The organism is Mycobacterium attenuatum (assembly GCF_900566085.1).
GTDB classification, from domain to species: domain Bacteria; phylum Actinomycetota; class Actinomycetes; order Mycobacteriales; family Mycobacteriaceae; genus Mycobacterium; species Mycobacterium attenuatum.
Window position 1 is genome coordinate 13,629 of sequence record NZ_UPHT01000066.1, and the last position, 24,808, is coordinate 38,436.

Sequence of the window (24,808 nt, forward strand, 5' to 3'; positions counted from 1 at the left end):
GCTGTACCGTCAACGGTCGTGACACATTCCCAGCGTCGACACAACCTCAAAGCCAAAATTGGTGCCGCCGGACTGGACGCGATGCTGGTCACCGACCTGATAAATGTGCGATATCTATCCGGTTTCAGCGGCTCCAACGGCGCGTTGCTGGTGTTCGCCGACGACCGCGAAGCCGTGCTGGCCACCGACGGCCGCTACCGCACTCAGGCCGCCCAGCAGGCCCCCGATCTCGAGGTGGCCATCGAGCGGGCGCTCGGCCGTCACCTGAGCTGCCGGGCGGCCGAATGCGGCGTCGGCAGGCTGGGTTTCGAAAGCCACATTGTCACCGTGGATGGCCTGGATGCGCTGACGGCTGGTCTGCGCGACACCGAGACCGAGCTGGTCCGCGCGTCGGGGACGGTGGAGGCGCTGCGTGAGGTCAAGGATGCCGGTGAGCTGGCGTTGTTGCGGCTGGCCTGCGAAGCGGCCGACGCAGCGCTGACCGACCTGGTGCGTCGCGGCGGTCTGCGCCCGGGCCGCACCGAGCGGGAGGTGGCCCGCGATCTGGAAGGGCTGATGTTCGATCACGGCGCCGAGGCGGTGTCGTTCGAGACGATCGTGGCGGCCGGGCCGAATTCGGCCATCCCGCACCACCGGCCCACCGACGCGGTGCTGGCCACCGGTGATTTCGTCAAGATCGACTTCGGTGCGCTGGTCGCCGGTTATCACTCCGACATGACCCGCACCTTCGTGCTGGGCAAGGCGGCCGACTGGCAGCTGGAGCTCTACCAGCTGGTTTCCCGGGCGCAACAGGCCGGTCGCGAGGCATTGCGCCCTGGTGCCGAGCTGCGTGAGGTCGACGCCGCCGCGCGCCAGCTGATCACCGACGCCGGCTACGGCGACAACTTTGGACACGGTCTGGGACACGGCGTTGGCCTGCAGATACACGAAGCGCCGGGCATCGGGGCGACATCCGCCGGTACACTGCTTGCGGGCTCCGTGGTGACCGTGGAGCCCGGCGTCTATCTACCCGGCCGCGGCGGTGTGCGCATCGAGGACACATTGGTAGTGCCCTCCAAGACGCCAGGCGCCTCGGAAAGCGCCGGACAGACCCCGGAATTGTTGACCCGGTTCCCCAAGGAACTGGCCATTTTGTAGGAGATTTAGCAGACCGTGGCGACCACCGCTGACTTCAAGAACGGACTCGTCCTCAATATCGATGGGCAGCTGTGGCAGATCGTGGAGTTTCAGCACGTCAAGCCGGGTAAGGGCCCCGCATTCGTGCGCACCAAGCTCAAGAACGTGCTGTCGGGCAAGGTCGTTGACAAGACCTACAACGCCGGGGTGAAGGTGGAGACCGCCACCGTGGACCGCCGCGACACTACCTACCTGTACCGTGACGGCTCGGACTTCGTGTTCATGGACAGCCAGGACTACGAGCAGCACCCGCTGCCGGAGTCCCTGGTTGGCGATGCCGCGCGGTTTCTGCTGGAGGGCATGCCGGTGCAGGTGGCCTTTCACGACGGGGCACCGCTGTACATCGAGCTGCCGGTGACCGTCGAGCTCGAAGTCACCCACACCGAACCAGGTCTGCAGGGCGACCGGTCCAGTGCCGGCACCAAGCCCGCCACACTGGAGACCGGCGCCCAGATCCAGGTGCCGTTGTTCATCAACACCGGGGACAAGCTGAAGGTCGATTCGCGCGACGGCAGCTACCTGGGCAGGGTCAACGCCTGAGTATGCCCGAGTCAAAGCCGGGCAAGCCGGTCAAAGGACGCCATCAGGCCCGCAAACGTGCGGTGGACCTGCTGTTCGAGGCCGAGGCGCGGGGCATGAGCCCGCTCGAGGTGGTCGAGGCCCGTACCGCACTGGCCGCAGCCAAGCCGGAAGTCGCACCGGTGCATCCCTATACGGCCGCCGTGGCGCGCGGAGTCAGCGAGGACGCCGCCCACATCGATGACCTGATCGCGGCCCATCTGCAGGGCTGGACGCTGGATCGGCTGCCCGCGGTCGACCGCGCCATTCTGCGGGTCTCGGTGTGGGAATTGCTGCATGCCGACGATGTCCCCGAACCGGTCGCCGTCGACGAAGCCGTCGAGCTGGCCAAGGAACTGTCCACCGACGACTCACCCGGCTTCGTCAACGGGGTGCTCGGCCAAGTCATGCTGGTGACGCCGCAGATCCGCGCGGCCGCTCAGGCGGTCCGTCAGGCGGTTGCCACAGATGCGGAGCGCCTGCCGGAGAACCAAGGATCGTGCTCATGAGCAGACTCGAGTTGCGTGTCGTGATCGCGGCCTGGATGGCCGCGGCGGTGGTGCTGGGCGCGGTGATCTGCGCTGCCTACGGGTGGGCCATTGTGGCCTCGGCGCTGTCGATTTACGCGCTGGGTGTGGGCGCTTGGTTGTATCACTGCATCGAGCGTCTGATCCTGGCCCGCCGCATCAGCACGGTCCGCTCGGCGGCCAAGCCGCTGCAGCCGCTGCTGCCGGTGATGGCGGCAATCATGGGTCTGACCCAGGCGGTGGTGCGATCTCTCGGCGACGTCACCGATTTGCCGGCGCGGCGCTGGGAATTTCCGCAATTCCCGCAGCTTCCGATGCTGCGCTGGGTGGACAGCACGTTGGGCAACCGGCGGATCATCGACAGCGACGACGAGCTCGACGGCTGAGAAAAGCACACCGACCCTAAACGAGCGTGACGAACGAGTCCCGGTAGGCCTCAAGAAGCCTCAGCCATAATTCGCTGATGGTCGGGAAGCACGGCACGGCGTGCCACAACCTGTCGACGGGCACCTGGCCGGCGACGGCGATGGTGGCCGAGTGCAGCATCTCGGTGACGCCGGGGCCGACCATGGTCACGCCGAGCAGGTGACCGCTATCGACGTCGACCACCATGCGCGCCCGGCCTGAGTAGCCGTCGGCATAGAGCTTGGCCCCCATCACGTCGCCGATTTCGACATCGATGATCTTGATCAGGCGCCCGGCCTGGACCGCCTGCTCCTCGGTGAGCCCCACCGCGGCCACTTCGGGGTCGGTGAAGATGGCCTGCGGAACGGCGTGATGGTCTGCGGTGGTCGAATGAACGCCCCATTGCGCGGTGTCCAGCGGCGTGCCCGCGGCGCGGGCGCCGATGGCCGCGCCGGCAATGCGCGCTTGGTATTTGCCCTGATGGGTCAGCAGCGCCCGGTGATTGACGTCGCCGGCTGCGTAGAGCCACCCGTCTTCGACAGCCCGCACCCGGCAGGTGTCGTCGACATCGAGCCAGCTGCCGGGGGTCAGTCCGACCGTTTCCAGGCCGATGTGGTCGGTGAGGGGTTTGCGGCCGGTGGCAAACAATACGTCGTCGACCTCGAGCTCGGTGCCGTCCGTCAACGCAAGCGCCACCGGGCAATAGGGGTAAGCCCGGCTGAGCTCGCGGACTGTCACTCCCGTGCGCACGTCCACGCCCGCCGCTGCCAGGCCGCGCCCGACAAGCTCGCCCGCGAAGGGTTCCATCCGCGGCAGTAGCCGCGCGCCTCGAGCCAGCAAGGTCACCTTCGAGCCTAATCCTTGCCAGGCCGTTGCCATTTCGACGCCCACGGCGCCGGCGCCGACGACGGCGAGCCGATTCGGGACATCGCTGCTGTCGTTGGCTTCGCGGTTGGTCCACGGCCGAGCTTCGACCAGGCCGGGCAGGTCGGGGATCGCGGACCGGCTCCCGGTGCAGATGACCACCGCGTGCCGGACCGCCAGCACCACCTCCCTGCTGCTGGGCGTCGTGACGACAACGCGTCGCGGACCGTCCAACCGGCCGTGTCCGCGGACCAGCGTTGCTCCGATGCCGGCCACCCAGTCGGCCTGGCCGGTGTCGTCCCAGTCGTTCACGTAGCGGTCGCGACGGCCGAAGACACCGGCCGGGTCCGCCGAACCGTTGACCGCCTCGCTCGCGCCGTCGACCCGTTGCGCGTGGGAGATCGCGCGGACCGGACGCAGCAGCGACTTGCTGGGCACGCAGGCCCAATACGAACACTCACCCCCGACGAGTTCGCGTTCGACTACCGCGACATCCAGGCCTGCTGCCCGGACGCGGTCCGCGACGGTCTGGCCCACCGGACCAGCCCCGAGAACCACGACGTCGTATGTCTGGTCGTGCGTCTGTTGCTGTTGGTCGGCTGCCACGGCTCAAATCCTATGTGCAGGCCTGCGCTCCGTCTTGCTCCAGCATGGTTGAGGACTCGCCCAGATCCGATCGCCGGCGCGAAGCCGTGCGCGTGCCGTTTCGACACCGCCTGTGCCCCGCACGGCCGCTCGTGCCGGCAGCTGCCCCGTCCGCATTACGCTGGTTGAACAGTCCGGACTTGGGGGCGGCTCGTGATCACGTTGGACCGCTTGGTGAACGTCCTCGGCGGTTACGGGGTGCGGTTGCGGTGGTCATCGGTGTCCCGGTCGACCGAACTTCGCAGCGTGGTGATCCACGAAACAGCCACGGCGCGCTCGGTAGTCGGCGATGTGTTGCTCGCGGTCGGCGCCGGCTCCGTCCGGGAAGCGGTTCAGTGGGCCGCGTCGGCCCGGGCTGTGGTGGTGTTGACGCGCGACGGCGAACCGGCCATGACGTCGGCGGGCGACGACGAGGCGGCAGCTGTCATGGTGCTGGACCCGTCGGTGTCTTGGAGCGAGGTCGCCGCGGTGGTCTACGGGCTGGTGCTGGAGGGACGCGAGACGGAATCCGGTCGCGGCCCCACAGACCTGTTCGCGCTCGCCGACAGCCTGGCCGAGGCCACCGGTGCAGCCGTGACCATCGAAGACCGGCTGCTGCGGGTGCTGGCGTACTCGCGGTTGCAGCAACATGCCGACCCGGCGCGGGTGGCGACCATCGTGGGTCGCCAGACGCCCGAGCAGCTGCGCCGATGGCTCGACGAGCACGGAGTTCTGGCTCACCTGGCCGCGTCGGATGATCCGCTCTACGTTGCCGCGGCCGACGACCAGGGCCTGACCGGGCGCATGGTGGTTGCCGTCCGTTCCGGACGCGAAATCCTGGGATCGGTGTGGGTGGCGTGCTCGGCCCCGTTGAGCGGCGCCGAGCGCGACGCGCTGACCGACGGCGCGCATACGGTGGCCCTGCATCTGCTGCGGTCCCGAGCCAGCGCCGACCTGGAGCGCCAGGTCGAATCCGAACTGGTGATCCAGCTGCTGGAGGGCACCATCGACGCCGCCACCGTCGCCAGCAGGCTGGGACTGCCGCGCGGTCCGCTGCGGGTGATCGCGCTGCAGGCTTTCACCGCCGCCGAACGTGATGCCGCGCTGCTGTTGGCTTTCGAGCGCGCCACCACCGGGTTCGGTTGGTCACGTCCCGGCCGCAGCGCGTTGGCCGGCAACACCGTCTACACCGTGCTGCCGGGTGACGAGCCGGACCCGGCACGGCGCTGGGTCAGCGGTTTACGGGCGGCCCTGCCCGAGGGAATGCGGGTGTGGGCGGGCATCAGCGGGCCGGCCGAGGTGGCCGGCCTCGTCGCGGGGCGCCGGGAGGCCGACGAGTGTTTGGCGCTGCACCGGATTTCCTCGGAGGATGCCGTCGCGCCGGCATACGACCAATCCTGGGACGACATCCTGCTGCAGCGACTGCGCACCGCAGCCAGCTCCGGGCGGTTGCCGGACGGTGGACCGGTCGCCGAGCTGCGCCGCCACGACCGAGCCAACGCCACCGAGTACGTGCCCACGCTGCGCGCCTGGCTGGAAGAGCAGGGCGACCAGGCACGGGCCGGGGAGCGTCTCGGGGTGCACGAGAACACCGTGCGCTACCGGCTGCGCAAGATGGCCGAAATCGCCACGCTGTCGCTCGATGATGCCAAGAAGCGGCTGGCCATGACGATCGAGCTGGCGGCCACCGACGCAGACCAACCGCTGTAGCAATCCGACAACGCGCGAGCGCCTGGTTGTCGGGCTTCGGCAATGAGTGGGGCGCCTGTCGAGGCCACCCTGGAGTTGTCAACCTCAGTGGCAGACCCGTCGATAGGAATATCCGATGACCACCCCGTGTTCGCAGCGGCACCGGCTCGCCGGCCGCGCATCAGGCGACGACGCCCCGATGGACACCTACACTCTGCCCTGGCCGCACCGGCTGGCGTCCTGGCGCCACCGGATACCTGCCAACGACGGATTCGAGTTGCTGCTTGCCATCTGGGTTGCGGTGGTGGTGCTGGCCGGCATGCCGATGGCAGTCGCCGTAGGCAGCTCAGTGCACGAGTCCCAGAGCCGCCTTTACGCCCAGCAGGCGCAGAACCGTCAGTCGGTCACCGCGGTGGTCACCGGTGACAAGGTCGCCCATCAAGAACTGGCCGATCCGCAGACGGTCAGCGTACCGGCCCGGTGGGTCGCCGCGGGGGTCGAGCACGCCGGCCCGGTGTCGGCGCCGCGTGGCGTGAAAGCTGGTGACTCCGTGGATATCTGGGTAGATGAAAGCGGATACCACATCGGCCTGCCGGACCGCACCGCGCTGGATGAGGCGGTGGCGGCCGGACTGTCGTCGTGGCTGGGCATGGCCGCCGTCACGGCCGTCTTGCTGGCCGGGGCCTGGGCAGTGACCGACCGCGTACGCGGTCGCCGAGTGCCGCTGTCTTCCGGCGGCGGTGATGGTTCGGGCATCGCGCGTCGCTGAAGGGTGTTGCTGCAGAACCACAATGGCTCGCCGGACGGCCGGACAGTCGCGCCAGGCGCCGCGGAGCCATTACGTCCAGCACATGAAATATTAAGTAACAGTTCAGTTGTGGAGGTGTGTGATGGCCGACGTCGAGCGGATTGACGGTGGGCCTCGTTCGGTGGTTGTCGTCGGTGCGGGCATCGTCGGATTGTCGACGGCGTGGTTTCTTCAGGAGCGTGGCGTCGACGTCACGGTGGTGGATCGCGACGGCGTTGCCGCCGGCGCCTCCGGCGGCAATGCCGGTTGGATCGCCCCGGGGCTGGCGTTGCCGCTCAACTCGCCGTCAGTGCTGCGCTATGGGTTGCGTAGCCTGCTCGACCCGAAAGCGCCGCTACACATTCCGTTGACCGCCGACATCAGCCTCGGCATGTTCCTGGTGCGGTTCGCTGGTCAGTGCCGGCGATCGTCGTGGCAGCGCGCATTGCGCGCCAACGCAATTCTCAACGAGGACTGCATCGAAGCCTTCGACGTGCTGATCGCCAACGGGGTCGACGCACCGGTGACCGATGCACCTATCACCGCGGTATTCGACTCCACCGCAGCCGCACAGCAATTCCAGGCAGCCCTGCAAGAGCTCGGAAAGACCAGCCAGACAACAGATATCACCGCGTTGACGGGTGCGGCGCTGCGCGAGCAAGTACCGTTGGCGGCGCCGACGGCCAGGGTCGGGCTCAGTGTCAACGGACAGCGTTACGTCGACCCGGCCCGGTTCGTGGCGGCCCTGGGCAGTGCGGTGGCGGACCGTGGAGCCACGCTGCGCACCCTGGAAATAGCCGACGTTGTCGACGTAGCCGACGGTGTCGCGGTCCGCCCCCGCTGCGGGGCCCCGTTGACTACCGAGGCGGCGGTGATCGCCACCGGCGCACGGCTGCCGCAACTGGCCGGCCGCTGGCTGGGCGTAGCGGTGCGGGCCGGGCGCGGCTACTCGTTCACCGTTCCGGTGGAGCGCCCGATGCCCTGGCCCATCTACCTGCCGAGCGTGCGAGTCGCGGCGACGCCGCACCAGGGCGCAATGCGCATTTCAGGCACCATGGAATTTCGGCAGCCGCACGCCCCGGTCATGCCCGGCCGGGTGGCGGCCATTGTGGCCTCGGCCAGTCCGTTGCTGGACGGTGTGCGATGGGCCGAACGCAGCAACGTCTGGGTGGGTGCGCGCCCGGTCGCCGCCGACGGCCGTCCCGTGATCGGCGCGGTGTCACCTGGGATCTTCGTGGCCGGCGGACACGGCATGTGGGGACTGGCACACGGACCGGTGACCGGCCGGCTGCTGGCCGAGCAGATCACCACCGGCAAGCAGCCGCAAGCCCTGCGTGAGTTCGATCCGTTACGCAGAACAGGTCGTTAACAAGTCTTGCCCACTGCGGGCCCCGAGTCGTCAGGGACGGTTGTCCCGCTACGGCCCGTCCCTGACGACATCCCCGAAAAAGGAGAACATCAGCGAAAATGACCACCACCGAACACATCCGGATGACCCAACAGGATCACAGCCGACTTCTGAACGAGCTCATCGCGTTGCGCTCGCAGCATGGCCTCCAGGACGGCATCGAAGCACCGGACGACTTTCTCGACTACCACGCGAACGTCATTGCGCGCTATTGCGCCCGCAAGGCGCGCATCCGCGAGATCGAGGAGCTGCTGACCAGTGCGATCGTGGGCGCCGGCGTTGTCGGCGATGTTGTTGCCCGGCCGGGCATGGTCGTCACGATCCGCTACGAGTCCACGGGTCAGACCGAGACTTTCCTGCTGGGCAGGCGCGGCGCCGAAAACGCAGATATCCCGGTCTATTCCACGCTGTCGCCGCTGGGACGCGCGATCACCGGCGCACGTCTGGGAGAGCGGCGGGTGTACTCAATTCCGCAGGAGGCAGACCTGGTGGTGACGCTGCTCGCGGCGGTCCCGTATCAAGGGTCCGGTGACGTATGATGACTACTACACCGAAACAGACTGGTAAACAAAGGGATTGGATTTCATCGCAAGCCTATGAACGGCTGCAGCGCAAGCTCGCTCATCTATCGTGAGCTCGGCGTCCGCGCACCGGTCGACGGCGAGTGCTACGACAGCGCCCCTGATGTGCAGCTGGCGCGGCAATTACGCATTCGCCGGATTCACCACCTGCTGGTCAGGGCCGACGTCGGCGAGGACCCGCCCGACGACGCCGATCGCCGCCCGGCATGGTTTTGACGGTCCGCTATCACGACACGGGTGACACCGAGACGTTCCTGCTGGGCGCGCGGCGCCGAACATGGCGACATCGAGGTGTACTCGCCCCGCTCACCGCTGGGCGCCGCGGTCACCGGCGCGCTTCCCGGTGAGCAACGCAGCTTCACGCTGCCCGGTGGCGCCCCCTTGACGGTCACCCTGGTCGACGCTGTTCCCTATGACGTCCACCTGGCAGGGGTTTCCTGAAGCCGGAATACCCTGGAATCCCCAGGAATCGCCTCGCAGCCAAACAGCCGACGGCTCAGTTGATTACGAGCCCGGACGGGCCAACCCCCAAGGTTCGCCGGCTGCTGCTGTTCGTGCAGCGGGGAATTGCGGCGGCAACCGGGACCGGTTCGTGGCGCCTAAGGCGCCGCTTCGGCGGGTCAGCCGCTCCCGTCTGTCGGGGCAACGGCGTAACCTCGCGGCATGCGCTGCCGCATTCGGACACCGTCGAGCTCCTGGCGTGCTCGTACCGGCCCCTATTTCCGTCTTTCCCGTCTTTCCCGTCTTTTCCGTCCTGAGCGCGATAATTACCAGTTGCACTGAACGGCGCTACCGCACCACAAGAACAGGTGACGATATGTATCGAGACAGTTCCCGCCCCCGACGACTTCGTGTCTCCGCGCTGGCGGCAGTGGCCAACCCGTCGTATGCACGCATCGACACCTGGAACCTGCTCGACGACGCGTGCCGGCACCTGGCCGAAGTGGACCTTGCCGGGTTGGACATCACCCACGACATGGCCAAGGTCAAGCGGCTGATGGACCGCATCGGCGCCTACGAGCGGTACTGGCTGTATCCCGGCGCGGAGAACCTGGCGACCTTTCGTGCTCACCTGGAGAGCAAGTCCACCGTGCGGCTCACCGAAGAGGTGTCGCTGGCCGTGCGCCTGCTCAGCGAATACGGCGACCGCACAGCGCTGTTCGACATCTCCGCGCCGCTGGCCGACCAGGAGCTGGTGGCGCAGGCCAAACAGCAGCAGTTCTACACGGTGTTGCTCGCCGACGACGCGCCGCCCACGGCTCCGGAGAGCCTGGCCGAGTGCCTGCGCGCGCTGCGCAACCCCGCCGACGATGTCCAGTTCGAGATCCTGGTGGCGCCCAGCGTCGAGGACGCGATCACCGCGGTCGCGCTCAACGGCGAGATCCAGGCCGCCATCATCCGCCACGACCTGCCGCTGCGCTCCCGTGACCGGTTGCCGTTGATGAACACGCTGCTGGGGCCCAATGACGCCGACGGCGCGATGGTCATTCCCGATCGCCCGCACGACTGGATCGAATGTGGCGAGTGGATCAGAGAGCTGCGGCCACACATCGACCTCTACCTGCTCACCGACGAGTCGATCGCGGCGGGCGATGGCGACGAGCCCGACGTCTACGACCGGACGTTCTACCGGCTCAATGACGTCACCGACCTGCACAGCACTGTGCTCGCCGGGCTGCGGAACCGGTTCGCCACACCGTTTTTCGACGCGCTGCGGGCCTACGCGGCCGCGCCCGTCGGCCAATTCCACGCGCTGCCGGTCGCGCGTGGCGCCAGCATCTTCAACTCCAAGTCGCTGCAGGACATGGGCGAGTTCTACGGCCGCAACATCTTCATGGCCGAGACCTCGACCACCTCCGGCGGCCTGGACTCGTTGCTGGACCCGCACGGCAACATCAAGAAGGCGATGGACAAGGCCGCGGTCACCTGGAACGCCAACCACACCTACTTCGTCACCAACGGAACGTCGACGGCCAACAAAATCGTCGTCCAGTCGCTGACCCGGCCCGGCGACATCGTGCTGATCGACCGCAACTGTCACAAGTCGCACCACTACGGCCTGGTACTGGCGGGCGCGTATCCGCTGTACCTGGACGCCTATCCGCTACCGCAGTTCGCCATCTACGGGGCGGTGTCGTTGCGCACCATCAAGAAGGCGCTGCTGGATCTGGAAGCGGCCGGGCAGCTGCACAAGGTCCGCATGCTGCTGTTGACCAACTGCACCTTCGACGGTGTCGTCTACAACCCGCGGCGGGTGATGGAGGAGGTGCTGGCGATCAAGCCGGACATCTGCTTCCTGTGGGACGAAGCGTGGTACGCATTCGCCACGGCCGTGCCGTGGGCACGGCAGCGGACCGCGATGGTGGCTGCCGAGCATCTCGAAGAGATGCTGGCGTCGGACGAATACGCCAAGCAATACCGGCAATGGTCAGCGTCGATGCAAGGAGTCGACCGATCGGAGTGGCTGGATCGCCGGCTGCTGCCCGACCCTGCTCGCGCGCGGGTAAGGGTGTATGCCACGCACTCCACCCACAAGTCGTTGTCGGCGCTGCGGCAGGCGTCGATGATCCACGTCCGCGATCAGGACTTTAACGCGCTGGCCCGGGACGCGTTCGGTGAGGCGTTTTTGACCCACACCTCGACATCGCCGAACCAGCAACTGCTGGCCTCGCTGGACCTGGCGCGCCGGCAGGTCGACATCGAGGGATTCCAATTGGTCCGCCAGGTCTACGACATGGCGCTGGTCTTTCGGCATCGGGTCCGCAAGGACCGGCTGATCAGCAGGTGGTTCCGCATCCTTGATGAATCTGACCTGGTGCCCGAGGAATACCGGGCCTCCTCGGTCAGCTCCTACCGTCAGGTCCGGCAGGGCGCGCTTGCCGAATGGAACGAGGCGTGGCGCTCTGACCAGTTTGTGCTGGACGCCACCCGGGTCACCCTGTTCATCGGTGCGACGGGGATGAACGGCTACGACTTCCGCGAGAAGATCCTGATGGAGCGGTTCGGCATCCAGATCAACAAGACCTCGATCAACAGTGTGCTGCTGATCTTCACCATCGGCGTGACGTGGTCGAGCGTGCACTATCTGCTCGACGTGCTGCGCCGGATTGCCACCGACTTCGACCGGACCCAGAAGGCGGCCAGCGCCGCCGACTGGGCGCTGCACCAGCGCCGCGTCGAGGAGATCACCCAGGATCTGCCGCACCTTCCGGATTTCAGTGAGTTCGACGTGGCCTTCCGCCCCGACGACAACAGTGTCTACGGCGACACCCGAACGGCCTTCTACGCCGGTTATGAAGAGTCCGACCGCGAATACGTGCAGATCGGCATGGCCGGGCGGCGGCTGGCCGAGGGACGGACACTGGTGTCGACGACGTTTGTGGTGCCCTACCCGCCGGGCTTCCCGGTGCTGGTCCCCGGCCAGGTGGTGTCCAAGGAAATCGTTTACTTCCTGGCCCAGCTCGACGTCAAGGAAATACACGGCTATAACCACGAACTCGGGTTGTCGGTGTTCACCGACACTGCGCTGAAGCGGATGGAGGCCGCGCGCAACGCAATTGCCTCGGCCGGAGCCGCGCTGCCGTCGTTCGAAGTGCCGCCGGATGCGTCGGCCCTGAACGGCGACGGTGTCGTGGGGGCTATCGCCGAGGACGCGTGAGACGACTCATTTCGCCTCGTTGCAGACCGTCACATGACTGCCCTGGCCATCCGATATCGCGGGCGGCTGGTCACCTTCGACGCCGCATTCGCTGATTCGGCATCAGCCGGAGTGATCGAGGTGCTGTAGCTCAACTGCGATGCGCGTCATGCCAGGCATGCAGAATCTCCGGGCGCAGCCGCCCGAGGTCGGGAACGGTCAGCCCGACGCCTTTCGCCCACGCGCGCAGTTCGGCACTACTGGGCTCGGGGTGGCCGGAGTCGGCTCGAAAACCTCTGCCGCGTCGGCATTGTCGACGAACCAGGCCAGCGCGGCGGCAAGATATCGATAGGTGTATTCCTGGGCGAGCTTACGGGTTTGGCAGAACACGATCGGCACCGCGGGGAAGCTGATCTGTAGCTCGGCCAGCCCGTCGGCGACCGCGGACGGTCGCGCCTGGCTCAGCGCGAAGATCTCCGAATACCGCTCCTCGACCACCACTGCGGCCCGCGGCAGCGCCGCCAGCTCGGTGAGCTGGTATTTCAGCGTGCTATTGAGCACGCCAGAAGTGAAGTCCGACAACGCTTTACGCTCGACCGCCGCGATGAGCTGGCCGGCTATTTTCAGTCCGTAGTCGCCGCAGGCAAGGGCGTCGCGCGTCGTCCGCGCGGGCTTGTCGGCAAAGGTGTAGGGATAGCGTTCATGAGCGTCGACGATGATGTCGAGTTCGGGGATGCCGGCGGCACGAGCCGTGGGGGTGCGCACGCCCGGCCGGGACTGCTTGCGGGTCTTGGGGCTCTGCCAAAACACCACCTGACGCCCACGGGCCATGGTGTGCACAAGTTGGGATCGGTTCTCCCGGGAGCGGGCCGCGACAATGTCGACGGCCGCGCCGCGGCGGCTGCAGCTGCGCAACTCGAGCCGGTCGACGAGGACGGCGTCGTCGGGCCAGTCGGCGATGTCGAGACGATGGCAATACAGCGCCTTGGTGCGGGGCCACACGTCCGACGTGGCGAAGACCAGCCCCGCGCCAAGCGGCAGCCGGATGAGGTAGGGCAGTCGCGAGTTTTCGTCCGGGTTGGCGGCAACGAGCAGCTCCACGTGTTATGAGGTTACGGGCGGCTTGCGGGCGGATGAAGGAGGCACTCGGGCGCACCTATCGCCGGAGGTATCCTTACTTTAGTTATTGAGTAAGGAGCGCGATGGAGGCTGCGGCCAAGATGACGTCGAAAGGGCAGGTGACGGTTCCCAAAGCGGTGCGTGATGCGCTCGGCCTGAAGCCGGGGGATCAGGTCGTCTTTCGGATTGAGGGCAGTCGAGCGGTGTTTGCCCGCACGCCGGACTTTCTCTCCCTGGCCGGCACGGTCCGCGTACCGGCGGCGAAACGCAATGTTGCCTGGGATGAGGTGATCCGTCGCACGAGGACCAAACGGGCTGCAGGTCGACGTTGAGCGCGTTTGTTGACACGAACGTTCTGGTCCGACACCTGACAGGCGACCCGCCAGAGATGGCAGGACGGGCGACGGCATACCTGGCGACCACGCCGGATTTATTCCTGACCGACCTGGTCGTCGCGGAAACGGTGTACGTGTTGGAGTCGTTCTATGAAACGCCCCGTGACCAGATTGCTCAAGCGATGCGGTCGTTAGTTGGCTTCGGCTCGATACTCTGCGTGGACTCGGCCCTTCTGCTGCGTGCGCTCGAGGTCTACGAGAGCGAACGGACCGACTTTGCGGAGGCGTACCTCGTCGCCTGCGCTGAGAGCACCGGGGTCGGCAAGGTCGCGTCCTTCGATCGGTCCATCGACCGGATCACCACGATCGAGCGGATCGAGCCGCCGCCGGTGTGAAGCCCAAGGTCGTCTGCGGATTCACCCGTGGAACCCGGCCTAGTCGAATCCGGCACGGCTTGTCAGACCCTTGGCTTACGCTGCGGCCGTGGCTCAAACAACCCCACCCCAGGACGGGCTAGCCGAGCACCGTGACACGCCACCTGTGCTCGCCGCCCACTCGCGCAACGATAGCCGCCTGTGGCATTCATTGGCCGACCATCTGGCGGGAACCGGACGACGGGCTGGCGCATTCGGCAAGGCATTCGGCTCGGCTGACGCCTGCCAATTGGTTGGGGAGCTGCACGATCTTGGCAAAGCTGATCCTGCGTGGCAGCGGTACCTTGCCGCGGCCGATGCCGGGAACAAACTGTCGACAGTCGATCACAAGCACGCGGGCGCATTCCTCTGCACCGCTTGGGGACTAGGGACATTCGCGCCCGTCATCGTCGGTCATCACGGTGGGATACCGGACGCGACCGATGTGCGCTCGAGAATGGGTAATGAGCCGACTGCGGGCCAGCAAGCCGCGATCGACCACGTCGAGACGCTCGGCCTGGCACGTCCCGAGGTGCAGCCGCTGATTCCGCCGCAGTTTCGTCCCGGATCCCGCGCTGATGCGGGTGGCATGCGGCGGATGGAGTTCTGGCTTCGCATGGTGTTCTCTGCGCTGGTGGATGCCGACAGGCTCGACACCGAGGAGCACTTTCGCCGCGGCCGGCGGGAATTCCCACACCCACTCGGGCTCAGCGTTCTGGGCGATCGCTGCGAGGCCAGGCGCAAACTCACCCTCGCGGAACGTCAACACGACCCGGTGACGCCGGCGCGAGCCGCAATGTTCGACGAGGTGATGTCGAAGGCTTCGACCTCACCGGGATGGTTCGAGCTCACAGCACCGACAGGTTCGGGCAAGACGATTGCAGCGCTGGTGTTCGCGCTGCGTCACGCGACCGTCAACGGACTTCGCCGTGTGGTGACCGCGGTTCCCTTCATTTCGGTGACCGAGCAGGTTGCAAACGTCTACCGCACTCTGCTTGACGATGGGCCTGGTGCGCCCGTCGTACTTGAACATCATTCCGGAGTGTTCGCACGGGGTGAGGCGCAAACCGGCGCCGGCCTCTGGTCTCGACTGGCGGCTGAGAATTGGGACGCAACCGTCATCGTGACGACGACAGTCCAGTTGTTGGAGTCGCTATTCGGCAATAATCCCAGTCGGACTCGGAAGCTGCATCGCCTGGCGCGATCCGTCATCGTCTTGGACGAGGTGCAGTCGTTGCCGTGGCGATTGCTTGACCCGACGCTGGATGTCCTCAGAGAACTCGTCAGGTTGTACGGATGCTCGGTTGTCCTCACAACGGCAACACAACCGCCGTTCCACAAGATTGGCAGTGTTGAGGGAGTCGAGCGCCGGGCCTTGCTCGACGTCGGAAATCGGAACAAAGTCTTCGACCGCACCGACGCGGACGTTGTCCCAGATCGGCTCTCATGGGACGACTTTGCGTCACGAGTTGCAACGGAGAGCGACGGACACCGCGGGCAATGTCTTGTCGTCCTTAACACCATCGCGGACGCCCGGGAGGTCTGCGGCCGCTTAGTTGGGCGGGCTGGGCTGGCGCACCTTTCGAGTCGGTTATGCCCGAAACATCGGGTCGATGTGCTCGACGCGGTCCTGGTGCGACTTCGAGAGAGTAGGCCGTGCACGTTGGTGTCGACGCAGGTTGTCGAAGCAGGCATCGACGTCGACTTCCCGGTTGCCATCCGGGCGTACGGGCCGCTGCCTGCCATTGTGCAGGTTGCAGGTCGAGTTAATCGGCATGGGCTTGCGGACCGGGGGCAGCTGGTTCTCATCGATCCGGTCGACGGCAATGTTCCGCCTGACGAATACAGGATCGGCACGCAAATCACCCGCGACCTTCTGCGTTCGGGGGCCGACCCATTCGCGCCCGAGACGCTGGAAACGTACTACGACCGGCTGATTCACGCCACGCGTGACAAGCTGGACAAACTGGAAATTCAACGCGAGCGCGAGTCGCTGAATTTTACGAAGGTAGCCGAGAGCTACCGCGTGATCGCCGACGAAACTACCTCTGTGCTCGTACCGTATGGAGATTTCGACCCGACGGCGATCATGATACCGGACGATCCAGCATCGCGGCGCCATTTTCTGAGGCAGCACCAGCCGTTCACAGTATCGCTTCGCGACCGAGAGTTGAACCGTTGCAAAGAAACCGGGCTCGTGGAAGAACGCGAAGCTGGCGTGATGGTCTGGCATGGCCCGTATGACAGTGTCTTCGGGCTTTCGGTCGATAAGGAAATGGAGGCTTTGATCTGGTGAACCGTCATCCGTTTGAAGTCGCGGTACGTGTATGGGGTCCGTTTGCCTGCTTCACGCGGCCCGAGTACGCAACGGAACGAGTGTCCTACCCGGTAATCACACCACCCGCTGCGGTAGGCGTACTCTCATCGATTTTCTGGAAGCCAGAGTTCGACTGGATTGTCACCCGGATCTGGGTGCTCGCTGAGCCCAAATGGGTTTCGATGACCCGCAACGAGGTAAAGAAGCGCGCAAGCCGCGACGGCAGAATCGATGTCCTGGAAGATCGGACGCAACGACACAATCTTTTCCTCAGGGATGTTGACTATGTCATCTTCGCGAGGCCGTCTCTTCGGAACCATACGTCAGACCCAGTTGCCAAGTACCGTGACCAGTTCCGTCGGCGGGTTGAGCGCGGCGCCTTCTTTTCGCCGCCATATCTTGGGTTACGTGAGTACGCTGCATCCTTCGCTCCTGTGGATCTAACTGTAACGCAGCCACTCCCCGGTCTGACGGTTCCAATCGGCCCAATGAGTCTCGACCTCGGCTATCACGGCGATGACGGAAGTCTAACCAAGCCAGAGTTCTTCAATGCGACCGTTACCAATGGTGTTCTTGACGATATTCCCGTTCCAGTACGGCTGAAGGATCGATGATGCTGCTGCAAAGCCTTGATGACCTTTACGGTCGGCTCGTTGCGGAGGATCGATTGCCTCCAATCGGGTATCAGCGCAAGCGAGTTCGCTTCATCGTGGATCTCGACATCGCGGGGCGGTGCTTGGGGATCACCGATACCGCACCGGATGAAACGGTGCGAGTTGTTCCAGAACTGGGTCGAACAAGTGGCATCCGCGCATTGTTGGCTTGCGACAATGGCCAGTACGTCCTTGGCCTGCCGAAGAACAACAGCGAGAGGGCAAGGAGCAACGCGCAGAAGGCTCGTGTCGCGTTCATCGATCGGCTAGATGAAGCGGCGAAAGCGCTAGGAACGCAAGACAGCGCAGTGGCATCCGTCCTCGATGTGATTGCTCTTTTTGCCTCTGACCGCGACCGCGCGATTGGTGAGTTTCGCAGTCGGGGGATCACATTCGATGCCGATTCCAAGGGCGACATCAAGGAGGCGAGCGCCCTGATCAGCTTCAGAGTCAACGGCGTTGATCCGAACGAGTTGGTCACTGTCCGTGATTGGTGGGCGGAAATCACGAGCGGGGACCTCAGCGGCGGCGCCCAGGGCGTCTGCCAGGTCTCGAACACCTACTCAGCGTTGGCGAGGAAAACACCGGACGTCTTCGTAAAGCGTGGAACGGCGCAAAAGTTGATTTCAGCAAACTTTCGTTCCGCGTTGCGCTACAACGCGGAGCAATCCAGCGGCTCGCAGATCTCCGTGCCCGTGGCGATCCGCAGTCACCAGGCACTCAATTGGCTGTTGGCCGATGACCATCACCACAGGCGAATTGGCGAGTTGACATTCGTGTGGTGGCTGGCCGCGGACGTGGCATTCGATCCGTTCAATATCATCGCCGGACCGCATGAAGACGATGTCGCGGCGCTGCTCGCCAGACCGTGGACTGGCCGGCCTGGGCTCTCGCCGTCGGATAGTTTCCGTCTACTTGGCCTGTCGTTGACCGAGGGCCGTGTTGTTGTCCGCTTTGACCATGTCAGCACGCTCGCCGAGATCGAGAGACGCACACAACGCTGGCTTGACCTCACCGCCCGACCAGGACGAGACGGCAAGACATGGTGGCCCTCGATCTGGCATCTTGCCGAGGCTGCTGTTCCGCCCGGCGAAGGTAATGCGCGGAAGGCGCGCAAGGACCGGATCATCGAAGCACTCGCCCGCGCAGCGGTGGCCGGGACGCCGCTGCCACGTTCAGTGTTGGCGGCGCTAGTTGACCGCTGCCGGGTTGTCCCAACCCCGCGCAGCGGCAACAAGATCGACTGGACAGCAGTCGGTGCGCGCCTGGCATGTCTCAACCTCTACACGAACCTAAAGGAGGACCGAATGGATGAACGCCGCTCAGTTGGCGACCTTTGCGGACGGATGCTTGCGCAACTGGAAGCCGCACAGTATCGAGCGCTCGGCGACACAAACCGCACCATCGTTGACCGCTACTACACCGGCGCCTCGACCATGCCTAGCAAGGTGTTCCCTGGTCTATTCCGCACGGCCAATGCTCATCTCGCGAAGGCCGCTCGATCGCCAGGGGGAAAGGGAGCCCAGATTGCAATTTCTCGGCGCCTGGGCGAGCTATGCCGGCTGATGATCGATGCCGGCGGATTCCCATCCACGCTCGGCCTGGAACAGCAGGCCGATTTCGCGCTCGGCTATTGGGATGAACGACAAGCGCGGTTCCATGGAGCACAAACAAAACCCGATGAAACAAACGCAGAGGAGGAGTGAGATGACGAAACCAGCGTATCTCGATGTCGGGAGGCGTCACGACTTCCTGATGTTGTTCGATGTCACGGGGGGGAACCCAAATGGTGATCCGGACAATGGAAATGCCCCGCGCAGCGATCCACTGACCGGTCATGCGTGGGTGACCGACGTGGCGCTCAAGCGCAAGGTCCGCGCTTTTGTCGAGGATGCACTCGCTGGACGTGAAGGGTTCGACATCTATGTCGGCGAGGGAGTTGCGTTGAACGAACGACACCGAGTCGCGTCGGTAGCCCTTGACATGAAGCCGAACAAGAAGCGTCCCGCAGCCGAACAGCAAAAGGCGGGTGCAGAAGTTGCTAGACGCTACTACGATGTTCGAGCCTTCGGTGCTGTGATGTCGACCGGTGATAATCCGGCAGGCCAACTTCGCGGGCCCATCCAGATCGCGTGTCCAATTGTTAGTGTCGAGCCCGTACAGCCATCGGAGTTGACGATTACACGTGTTGCTGTTACGAGTGAGTTAGAACTCCAAAAGCTCGCGGAGGGTGAAGGCCGGGGCAAGGACCGTGAGATGGGCTCGAAACACACTGTGCCATATGCGCTATTCCGTGCCCAGGGGTTCTTCGTTCCGTCACTGGCGGAGAAGACCGGGTTCGATGACGATGACCTCGCAGTGTTCTGGGATGCGCTGCAGCGCATGTGGTCACTCGATCGGTCGTCGTCGCGAGGTATGACGGGATGCCGGGGAATCCACATCTTCAGCCATGAAGACCGCTACGGGCGATGCCATCCCGACCGGCTGTTCGGTCGTATCTCAATCACACGCAAGGTGGAAGGCCCCGCACGAAAGTTCAGCGACTACAAAGTCGACGTCGACGTGGAGGGGCTCGATTCACTTGGCATCACCCACACACTGATCGGTGATTGACGACGACTGGGTGCTGCTATCTGAAATCGAGCATTGGGTCTACTGTCCGCGTCAGTGGGCCATCATCCATCACGAGCAGCACTTCACCGACAACGATGACACGACCCGTGGCCATCTTGAGCATCAACGTGTCGATACCGTCGGCCATGAGAGCCGCCACGGCGTGCAGTTTTACTGGGCCGTGGCGGTTGCGTCTGAAGTTCACCGTTTGCGTGGCCGCTGTGACCGCATCGCAGTGGAGGGCAAGCGAGCTATCCCGATCGAGCACAAGTCGGGAAGGCGGTCACATCACGCGGCGGCGATACAGCTTGTGGGACAGGCGATCTGCTTGGAGGAGATGCTCGGGATACCAATAATGTATGGACGGATCTACCTGGCCGCGACCAACACATTTTGCGATGTCGATACCTCCAGTGAGGAGCTGAGAACCGCCGTGCACCATGCGGCAGCGGAGATCCGCGACGCACGTTTCGAACAGAAGTGGCTTCCCCGACCGGCGAATGATGCTCGCTGCCCGGCATGTTCGCTGAACGCGTGGTGCATGCCTCGGTTGGTTGGCGATTCGCACCGTCAGCGTGGCCTTCACGGAGCGACCTGGTGGCCCTGATCGCCGACAAGCGCCGCAGTCTCTACCTCACCACAGTGGGGACGTTTGTCGCGCTCGACCACGATTCGTTCGAGGTACGTCGGCCCGACCAGCCGACGGTGCGGGCGCCAGTGCGCAGCATCGAGTCAATTGTCTGCTTCGGTAATATCACGTTGTCTACAGCGGTGATGGCCAGGTGTGCTGAAGACGGAATAGACGTTTCGTGGTTGACGAGCGGTGGTCGATTTCGGTTCGGATTACGTGTGCCCACTCATGGAAATGTCCTACTGCGGATGGAGCAGTGGCGTGCCGCAGTAGATACCGACCGATGCGTCGACATCGCGCGGGCCATCGTTGCGGCTAAACTGCTCAACACCCGTGTTGTGTTGCTTGACGCGGCGAAGGACAGGTCATCGCATAGCAAGGCGCTTCGTGAGGCTGGCGATGAACTCGCTGTATTTGCCGAAAGAGCAAGATTTGCAGGCGATCTCGATTCACTTCGAGGTATTGAGGGCATCGGAGCTAAACGATACTTCGCGGAATGGTCCGCTCTCCTTTCGCCCGAAGAATTCGAATTCGCGGGTAGAGTACGGCATCCGCCATTGGACCCGGTCAACGCGCTCTTGTCCTTTGGTTATGCATTGCTCCGGACACAATGTGTGGCCGCGGCTGAGCATGTAGGGCTCGACCCACAGGTTGGTTACCTTCACCCAGTCCGGCCCGGACGGCCATCGCTTGCGCTCGACCTGATGGAGGAACTGCGGGCACCGTTCGTTGATCGCTTGGTTCTGACCCTCATCAACCGCCGGCAGTTAAATAAGAAGTCGTTCAGCGTTGATCCCACTGGCGTATGGCGACTGAGCGACGACAGCCGCGCAACGTTTCTTGCTGCGTTCGACTGTCACCTACGGACTGCAATTCCGCATCGCGTGGTCGACCAGGACATTGAACGGCGGAAAGTGCCCGGACTGCAGGCGCTACTGCTTGCACGCCACCTTCGTGGCGATCTGACGCATTACTTCCCATATCGAACGACAGGGCGCTGAGATGGAAATATTGGTGGCCTACGACATCAGCACGACGACACCTGAGGGGGAGAGGCGTCTTCGTGAAGTCGCGAAAGTCTGCGAGGGATACGGTCAGCGTGTCCAAAAGTCAGTGTTTGAATGCCAGCTCGAAATGCGCGAAGTCCGTTTGCTAATGCATGACCTTGAGAAGGTGATCGACCTGAAGTCCGACCGGGTAGCCGTCTACCGACTGCGTGAGCCATACCGTCGGTACGTGGTGACTCTTGGGCGTGGACCAGAGGTCGACTGGCGGCACCCAGTCATCTTGTGAAGGGGCGGACCCGAGTTGGACATGCGACCCGTAGCACATCCGCCCGAGGATTTGGGCGCCCTGAGCGCAGAACGGTTCATTGATAAGTTGATGATTGTCGCGGTCGCCGAAAAATGGCTGGTCGCGAAGGGCGGCGTCGGGCTTTGCTCGGCGCCGAGGATCGGAACATCGTCTTGGATCTGGTCGATCTGCTGGCGCAGGTCGCGGCGTCGGGCTTTGCTCGGCGCCGAGGATCGGAACGTAGAGACCATGCGCCTAACGGCCACGCAGATCGCTGGCGGCGTCGGGCTTTGCTCGGCGCCGAGGATCGGAACCAGCAACACCCGATCCGAGCGCGGATTGCCGCCCGGCGGCGTCGGGCTTTGCTCGGCGCCGAGGATCGGAACCCGGCGGAGGATAAGCTACTTCCCGGCGGAGGATAAGGGCGGCGTCGGGCTTTGCTCGGCGCCGAGGATCGGAACGGGATTGGTGTCGGTGGCGGGGTTTTCAGCCAGAAAGCGGCGTCGGGCTTTGCTCGGCGCCGAGGATCGGAACTTGATGGTCTTGGGCGCGACGACCCGCCCGGTTTTGCGGCGTCGGGCTTTGCTCGGCGCCGAGGATCGGAACGTCGAAATCCGTTGGCGTACCAGTGATCGTCCAGCTGGGCGGCGTCGGGCTTTGCTCGGCGCCGAGGATCGGAACACCAACTCCGGCGGCTCCCTACCCACGGGCTTGAGGGCGGCGTCGGGCTTTGCTCGGCGCCGAGGATCGGAACCAGTAACACCCGGTCCGGGCGCGGATTGCCGCCCGCGCGGCGTCGGGCTTTGCTCGGCGCCGAGGATCGGAACAGGGCAGCATTTTCGGGCAGCTGTTCGCGCCGCTACTCAAGCGGCGTCGGGCTTTGCTCGGCGCCGAGGATCGGAACACTGGCGCGACGTCGATAAGCCGGCCGGAGATGAGGGCGGCGTCGGGCTTTGCTCGGCGCCGAGGATCGGAACGTCAACACGCTGATGCTGAGCATCCAAAGTTAGGAAGCGGCGGCGTCGGGCTTTGCTCGGCGCCGAGGATCGGAACATCAGCCAGCCTTAAACCTGCGGCCTCAACATAACGGGCGGCGTCGGGCTTTGCTCGGCGCCGAGGATCGGAACTGGTCTGACGGATTTTGAGCAAACATTGCTGACTAGCGGCGTCGGGCTTTGCTCGGCGCCGAGGATCGGAACTTGTAGCCCAGCGCAAGTTGCGGGTGGGCGCAAAAGCGGCGTCGGGCTTTGCTCGGCGCCGAGGATCGGAACCCGAAATGGGGCCGGTTGTGTGGCCGGCCTACGAAGGCGGCGTCGGGCTTTGCTCGGCGCCGAGGATCGGAACGTTTATCCCGGACCGCCGCGCCGACAAGGACACCTAGCGGCGTCGGGCTTTGCTCGGCGCCGAGGATCGGAACTTCCGCAATGTCGGCGATGTCGCCGCCGATCTAGCGCGGCGTCGGGCTTTGCTCGGCGCCGAGGATCGGAACATCAGCCGTGCGACGTTGGGTGTCGAAGAGCCTCCTTGGCGGCGTCGGGCTTTGCTCGGCGCCGAGGATCGGAACCCATGCCCTGCCGTGCCTCGCCTGCCATGCCTTGCCGGCGGCGTCGGGCTTTGCTCGGCGCCGAGGATCGGAACTCTGGGTTATTCAGTCGCCCGTATCCAACGGTGATGGCGGCGTCGGGCTTTGCTCGGCGCCGAGGATCGGAACTCCTCATCAGACGCCACCGCACTGATCCCCATGAGGCGGCGTCGGGCTTTGCTCGGCGCCGAGGATCGGAACAACGAGTACTGGGTGTTGAGCCCCAATAGTCAAAACCGGCGGCGTCGGGCTTTGCTCGGCGCCGAGGATCGGAACGGGAGTGATAGCCTGCCACGACGGGCTCAGAAGCCGCGGCGTCGGGCTTTGCTCGGCGCCGAGGATCGGAACCTGGTCTATCTGGTCTATCTCAGCGATGCCGATCTCGGGCGGCGTCGGGCTTTGCTCGGCGCCGAGGATCGGAACTTACCATTACACGATCAGTCAGGCCGATGACGGTGGTGCGGCGTCGGGCTTTGCTCGGCGCCGAGGATCGGAACATGGGCTGCGAGCAGACTCTGGTGGGCGTCGAGGTCGAGGCGGCGTCGGGCTTTGCTCGGCGCCGAGGATCGGAACACGTCGGACTTGACGGCGTTGGTGTGGGTGTTCCCGGCGGCGTCGGGCTTTGCTCGGCGCCGAGGATCGGAACCAAAAACGCTCCACCGAGGGTTCCGTTCACCCCACTGCGGCGTCGGGCTTTGCTCGGCGCCGAGGATCGGAACCGGCGCGAGCCTCTTCCGCGAGCCATTCCGGCGGTTCAGGCGGCGTCGGGCTTTGCTCGGCGCCGAGGATCGGAACCTGGTGACACGCCGAAGATCGGTTCCGGCACGCTCATGCGGCGTCGGGCTTTGCTCGGCGCCGAGGATCGGAACTTGATGGTCTTGGGCGCGACGACCCGCCCGGTTTTCGGCGGCGTCGGGCTTTGCTCGGCGCCGAGGATCGGAACGCTTTTGCGGAGCGGAGTACCTCATCCCTCGTGGCTGCGGCGTCGGGCTTTGCTCGGCGCCGAGGATCGGAACGCTGGTGCTCACTCCACCAAAGACGCGCGCAGGCGCGGCGTCGGGCTTTGCTCGGCGCCGAGGATCGGAACAGTCGAAGCAAGCAACACCAGCGGCGGCGCCGTGGGCGGCGTCGGGCTTTGCTCGGCGCCGAGGATCGGAACGCTATGATTCGCAGGCTACGCAGATTCGAGCACGCTCGCGGGGTCGGGCTTTGCTCGGCGGCGAGGATCGGAACAAGGGGTACTGGGCGACACCGAATCTCATTTATTGGCGGCGTCGGGATTTGCTCGCCGCCGAGGATCGGAAGATCAAGCGGCGCGAACGCGTCGAAGTAGAAGTCGTCGGCCTCGCACGCGGCGGCGACCAGCGCATCGGAATGCCAACCCGCACCGGCGAATCCGGCCGCCAGCAGATCGCGCTGGACGCCGATGTCACCGCGGTCGTAACTCAATGTTCCGAACGAAACGCTAACCCGGATTTTTCGCGGAATACCGGTGTCGTTGGGTGTTGATACGCGAAAGTGCCTGTCCTACAAGGAATGATTGGATTTGTCTAGGATTCAATCGTTCCAGTGGGAAGGCACCTCGCAGGTGAACAG

Annotated in this window: 19 protein-coding genes, 4 pseudogenes and 1 CRISPR repeat array; of the genes and pseudogenes, 21 read left to right on the forward strand and 2 right to left on the reverse strand. The window is 64.8% G+C overall.

Annotation, left to right across the window (positions count from 1 at the left end; genetic code table 11):
* Window positions 1-18: 18 nt before the first annotated feature.
* From EET13_RS11430 to EET13_RS11445, 4 genes are read left to right on the forward strand one after another with little or no spacing between them, the layout of a single operon-like run.
* A complete protein-coding gene (locus EET13_RS11430) occupies window positions 19-1,137 on the forward strand; it encodes a M24 family metallopeptidase (protein WP_122442400.1) in 1,119 nt (372 codons plus the stop codon).
* Between the two features lie 15 nt (window positions 1,138-1,152).
* Entirely contained in the window at window positions 1,153-1,716 is a 564-nt protein-coding gene (gene efp, locus EET13_RS11435; protein ID WP_023373064.1) for an elongation factor P, read from the forward strand.
* 2 nt (window positions 1,717-1,718) lie between these two features.
* Entirely contained in the window at window positions 1,719-2,243 is a 525-nt protein-coding gene (nusB, locus tag EET13_RS11440; RefSeq protein ID WP_122442401.1) for a transcription antitermination factor NusB, read from the forward strand.
* Entirely contained in the window at window positions 2,240-2,647 is a 408-nt protein-coding gene (locus EET13_RS11445; protein WP_122442402.1) for an antitermination protein NusB, read from the forward strand. Before nusB ends, EET13_RS11445 begins: the two co-directional genes overlap by 4 nt.
* A gap of 16 nt (window positions 2,648-2,663) precedes the next feature.
* On the opposite strand, the gene EET13_RS11450 is transcribed toward EET13_RS11445, so the two are convergent.
* A complete protein-coding gene (locus EET13_RS11450; protein WP_122442403.1) occupies window positions 2,664-4,136 on the reverse strand; it encodes a dihydrolipoyl dehydrogenase family protein in 1,473 nt (490 codons plus the stop codon).
* Window positions 4,137-4,328: 192 nt separating this feature from the next.
* Here EET13_RS11450 and EET13_RS11455 point away from each other — a divergent pair, with 192 nt between their 5' ends.
* The 7 genes and pseudogenes from EET13_RS11455 to EET13_RS11485 form a co-directional block, all read left to right on the forward strand.
* A complete protein-coding gene (locus EET13_RS11455) occupies window positions 4,329-5,864 on the forward strand; it encodes a PucR family transcriptional regulator (RefSeq protein ID WP_122442404.1) in 1,536 nt (511 codons plus the stop codon).
* Between the two features lie 115 nt (window positions 5,865-5,979).
* Window positions 5,980-6,612 (forward strand): Rv1733c family protein, encoded by a 633-nt coding sequence (locus tag EET13_RS11460; protein ID WP_122442405.1) that lies wholly within the window; start codon window positions 5,980-5,982, stop codon window positions 6,610-6,612.
* Between the two features lie 121 nt (window positions 6,613-6,733).
* Entirely contained in the window at window positions 6,734-7,999 is a 1,266-nt protein-coding gene (locus tag EET13_RS11465; RefSeq protein ID WP_122442406.1) for an NAD(P)/FAD-dependent oxidoreductase, read from the forward strand.
* Window positions 8,000-8,097: 98 nt separating this feature from the next.
* Complete coding sequence (locus EET13_RS11470) at window positions 8,098-8,577, forward strand: GreA/GreB family elongation factor (protein WP_122442407.1); 480 nt, start codon at window positions 8,098-8,100, stop codon at window positions 8,575-8,577.
* A pseudogene (locus EET13_RS11475) lies at window positions 8,577-9,060 on the forward strand (GreA/GreB family elongation factor). The gene EET13_RS11470 and the pseudogene EET13_RS11475 overlap by 1 nt, the downstream one beginning before the upstream one ends.
* 376 nt (window positions 9,061-9,436) lie before the next feature.
* On the forward strand, window positions 9,437-12,277 hold the full coding sequence (locus EET13_RS11480; RefSeq protein WP_122442408.1) for an aminotransferase class I/II-fold pyridoxal phosphate-dependent enzyme: 2,841 nt from the start codon (window positions 9,437-9,439) through the stop codon (window positions 12,275-12,277).
* Window positions 12,278-12,289: 12 nt separating this feature from the next.
* Window positions 12,290-12,406 (forward strand): annotated as a pseudogene (locus EET13_RS11485) (type II toxin-antitoxin system VapC family toxin); the annotation flags it as partial.
* A gap of 1 nt (window position 12,407) precedes the next feature.
* Here EET13_RS11485 and EET13_RS11490 read toward each other — a convergent pair.
* Window positions 12,408-13,357 (reverse strand): annotated as a pseudogene (locus EET13_RS11490) (ERCC4 domain-containing protein).
* 101 nt (window positions 13,358-13,458) lie between these two features.
* Between EET13_RS11490 and EET13_RS11495 the strand changes: the two are divergent.
* The 10 genes and pseudogenes from EET13_RS11495 (at window position 13,459) to cas2 (ending at window position 21,630) form a co-directional block, all read left to right on the forward strand.
* A complete protein-coding gene (locus EET13_RS11495) occupies window positions 13,459-13,707 on the forward strand; it encodes an AbrB/MazE/SpoVT family DNA-binding domain-containing protein (protein ID WP_122442409.1) in 249 nt (82 codons plus the stop codon).
* Window positions 13,704-14,105: a type II toxin-antitoxin system VapC family toxin gene (locus EET13_RS11500; protein WP_122442410.1), complete on the forward strand. Its 402-nt coding sequence runs from the start codon at window positions 13,704-13,706 to the stop codon at window positions 14,103-14,105. Before EET13_RS11495 ends, EET13_RS11500 begins: the two co-directional genes overlap by 4 nt.
* 145 nt (window positions 14,106-14,250) lie before the next feature.
* Window positions 14,251-14,721: pseudogene (locus EET13_RS32760) on the forward strand (CRISPR-associated endonuclease Cas3''); the annotation flags it as partial.
* Window positions 14,722-16,419, forward strand: coding sequence for a CRISPR-associated helicase Cas3' (cas3, locus tag EET13_RS11505; RefSeq protein ID WP_244603866.1), 1,698 nt, complete (start codon window positions 14,722-14,724; stop codon window positions 16,417-16,419).
* Window positions 16,416-17,054 carry a type I-C CRISPR-associated protein Cas5c gene (gene cas5c, locus EET13_RS11510; protein WP_122442412.1) on the forward strand — a complete coding sequence of 213 codons (639 nt, stop codon included), beginning with the start codon at window positions 16,416-16,418 and terminating at the stop codon, window positions 17,052-17,054. The genes cas3 and cas5c overlap by 4 nt, the downstream gene beginning before the upstream one ends.
* A complete protein-coding gene (cas8c, locus tag EET13_RS11515; RefSeq protein ID WP_122442413.1) occupies window positions 17,051-18,799 on the forward strand; it encodes a type I-C CRISPR-associated protein Cas8c/Csd1 in 1,749 nt (582 codons plus the stop codon). The genes cas5c and cas8c overlap by 4 nt, the downstream gene beginning before the upstream one ends.
* 1 nt (window position 18,800) lies before the next feature.
* Window positions 18,801-19,706 carry a type I-C CRISPR-associated protein Cas7/Csd2 gene (gene cas7c, locus EET13_RS11520; RefSeq protein ID WP_122442414.1) on the forward strand — a complete coding sequence of 302 codons (906 nt, stop codon included), beginning with the start codon at window positions 18,801-18,803 and terminating at the stop codon, window positions 19,704-19,706.
* Complete coding sequence (gene cas4, locus EET13_RS11525) at window positions 19,699-20,313, forward strand: CRISPR-associated protein Cas4 (protein ID WP_122442418.1); 615 nt, start codon at window positions 19,699-19,701, stop codon at window positions 20,311-20,313. Before cas7c ends, cas4 begins: the two co-directional genes overlap by 8 nt.
* On the forward strand, window positions 20,304-21,338 hold the full coding sequence (cas1c, locus tag EET13_RS11530) for a type I-C CRISPR-associated endonuclease Cas1c (protein ID WP_168991268.1): 1,035 nt from the start codon (window positions 20,304-20,306) through the stop codon (window positions 21,336-21,338). The genes cas4 and cas1c overlap by 10 nt, the downstream gene beginning before the upstream one ends.
* Before the next feature lies 1 nt (window position 21,339).
* Window positions 21,340-21,630, forward strand: a complete 291-nt coding sequence (cas2, locus tag EET13_RS32765) for a CRISPR-associated endonuclease Cas2 (protein ID WP_122442416.1) — start codon at window positions 21,340-21,342, stop codon at window positions 21,628-21,630.
* Between the two features lie 130 nt (window positions 21,631-21,760).
* A CRISPR array of direct repeats spans window positions 21,761-24,517; the repeat unit is 37 nt; unit sequence GCGGCGTCGGGCTTTGCTCGGCGCCGAGGATCGGAAC.
* Window positions 24,518-24,808 lie beyond the last annotated feature (291 nt).

Bases quoted from the DNA above. Each gene is read 5' to 3' on its own strand.
- nusB (WP_122442401.1), top strand. From the start codon at position 1,719: ATGCCCGAGTCAAAGCCGGGCAAGCCGGTCAAAGGACGCCATCAGGCC.
- EET13_RS11445 (WP_122442402.1), top strand. From the start codon at position 2,240: ATGAGCAGACTCGAGTTGCGTGTCGTGATCGCGGCCTGGATGGCCGCG.
- EET13_RS11460 (WP_122442405.1), top strand. From the start codon at position 5,980: ATGACCACCCCGTGTTCGCAGCGGCACCGGCTCGCCGGCCGCGCATCA.
- EET13_RS11465 (WP_122442406.1), top strand. From the start codon at position 6,734: ATGGCCGACGTCGAGCGGATTGACGGTGGGCCTCGTTCGGTGGTTGTC.
- EET13_RS11470 (WP_122442407.1), top strand. From the start codon at position 8,098: ATGACCACCACCGAACACATCCGGATGACCCAACAGGATCACAGCCGA.
- EET13_RS11480 (WP_122442408.1), top strand. From the start codon at position 9,437: ATGTATCGAGACAGTTCCCGCCCCCGACGACTTCGTGTCTCCGCGCTG.
- EET13_RS11495 (WP_122442409.1), top strand. From the start codon at position 13,459: ATGGAGGCTGCGGCCAAGATGACGTCGAAAGGGCAGGTGACGGTTCCC.
- cas3 (WP_244603866.1), top strand. From the start codon at position 14,722: ATGGAGTTCTGGCTTCGCATGGTGTTCTCTGCGCTGGTGGATGCCGAC.
- cas8c (WP_122442413.1), top strand. From the start codon at position 17,051: ATGATGCTGCTGCAAAGCCTTGATGACCTTTACGGTCGGCTCGTTGCG.
- cas7c (WP_122442414.1), top strand. From the start codon at position 18,801: ATGACGAAACCAGCGTATCTCGATGTCGGGAGGCGTCACGACTTCCTG.
- cas2 (WP_122442416.1), top strand. From the start codon at position 21,340: ATGGAAATATTGGTGGCCTACGACATCAGCACGACGACACCTGAGGGG.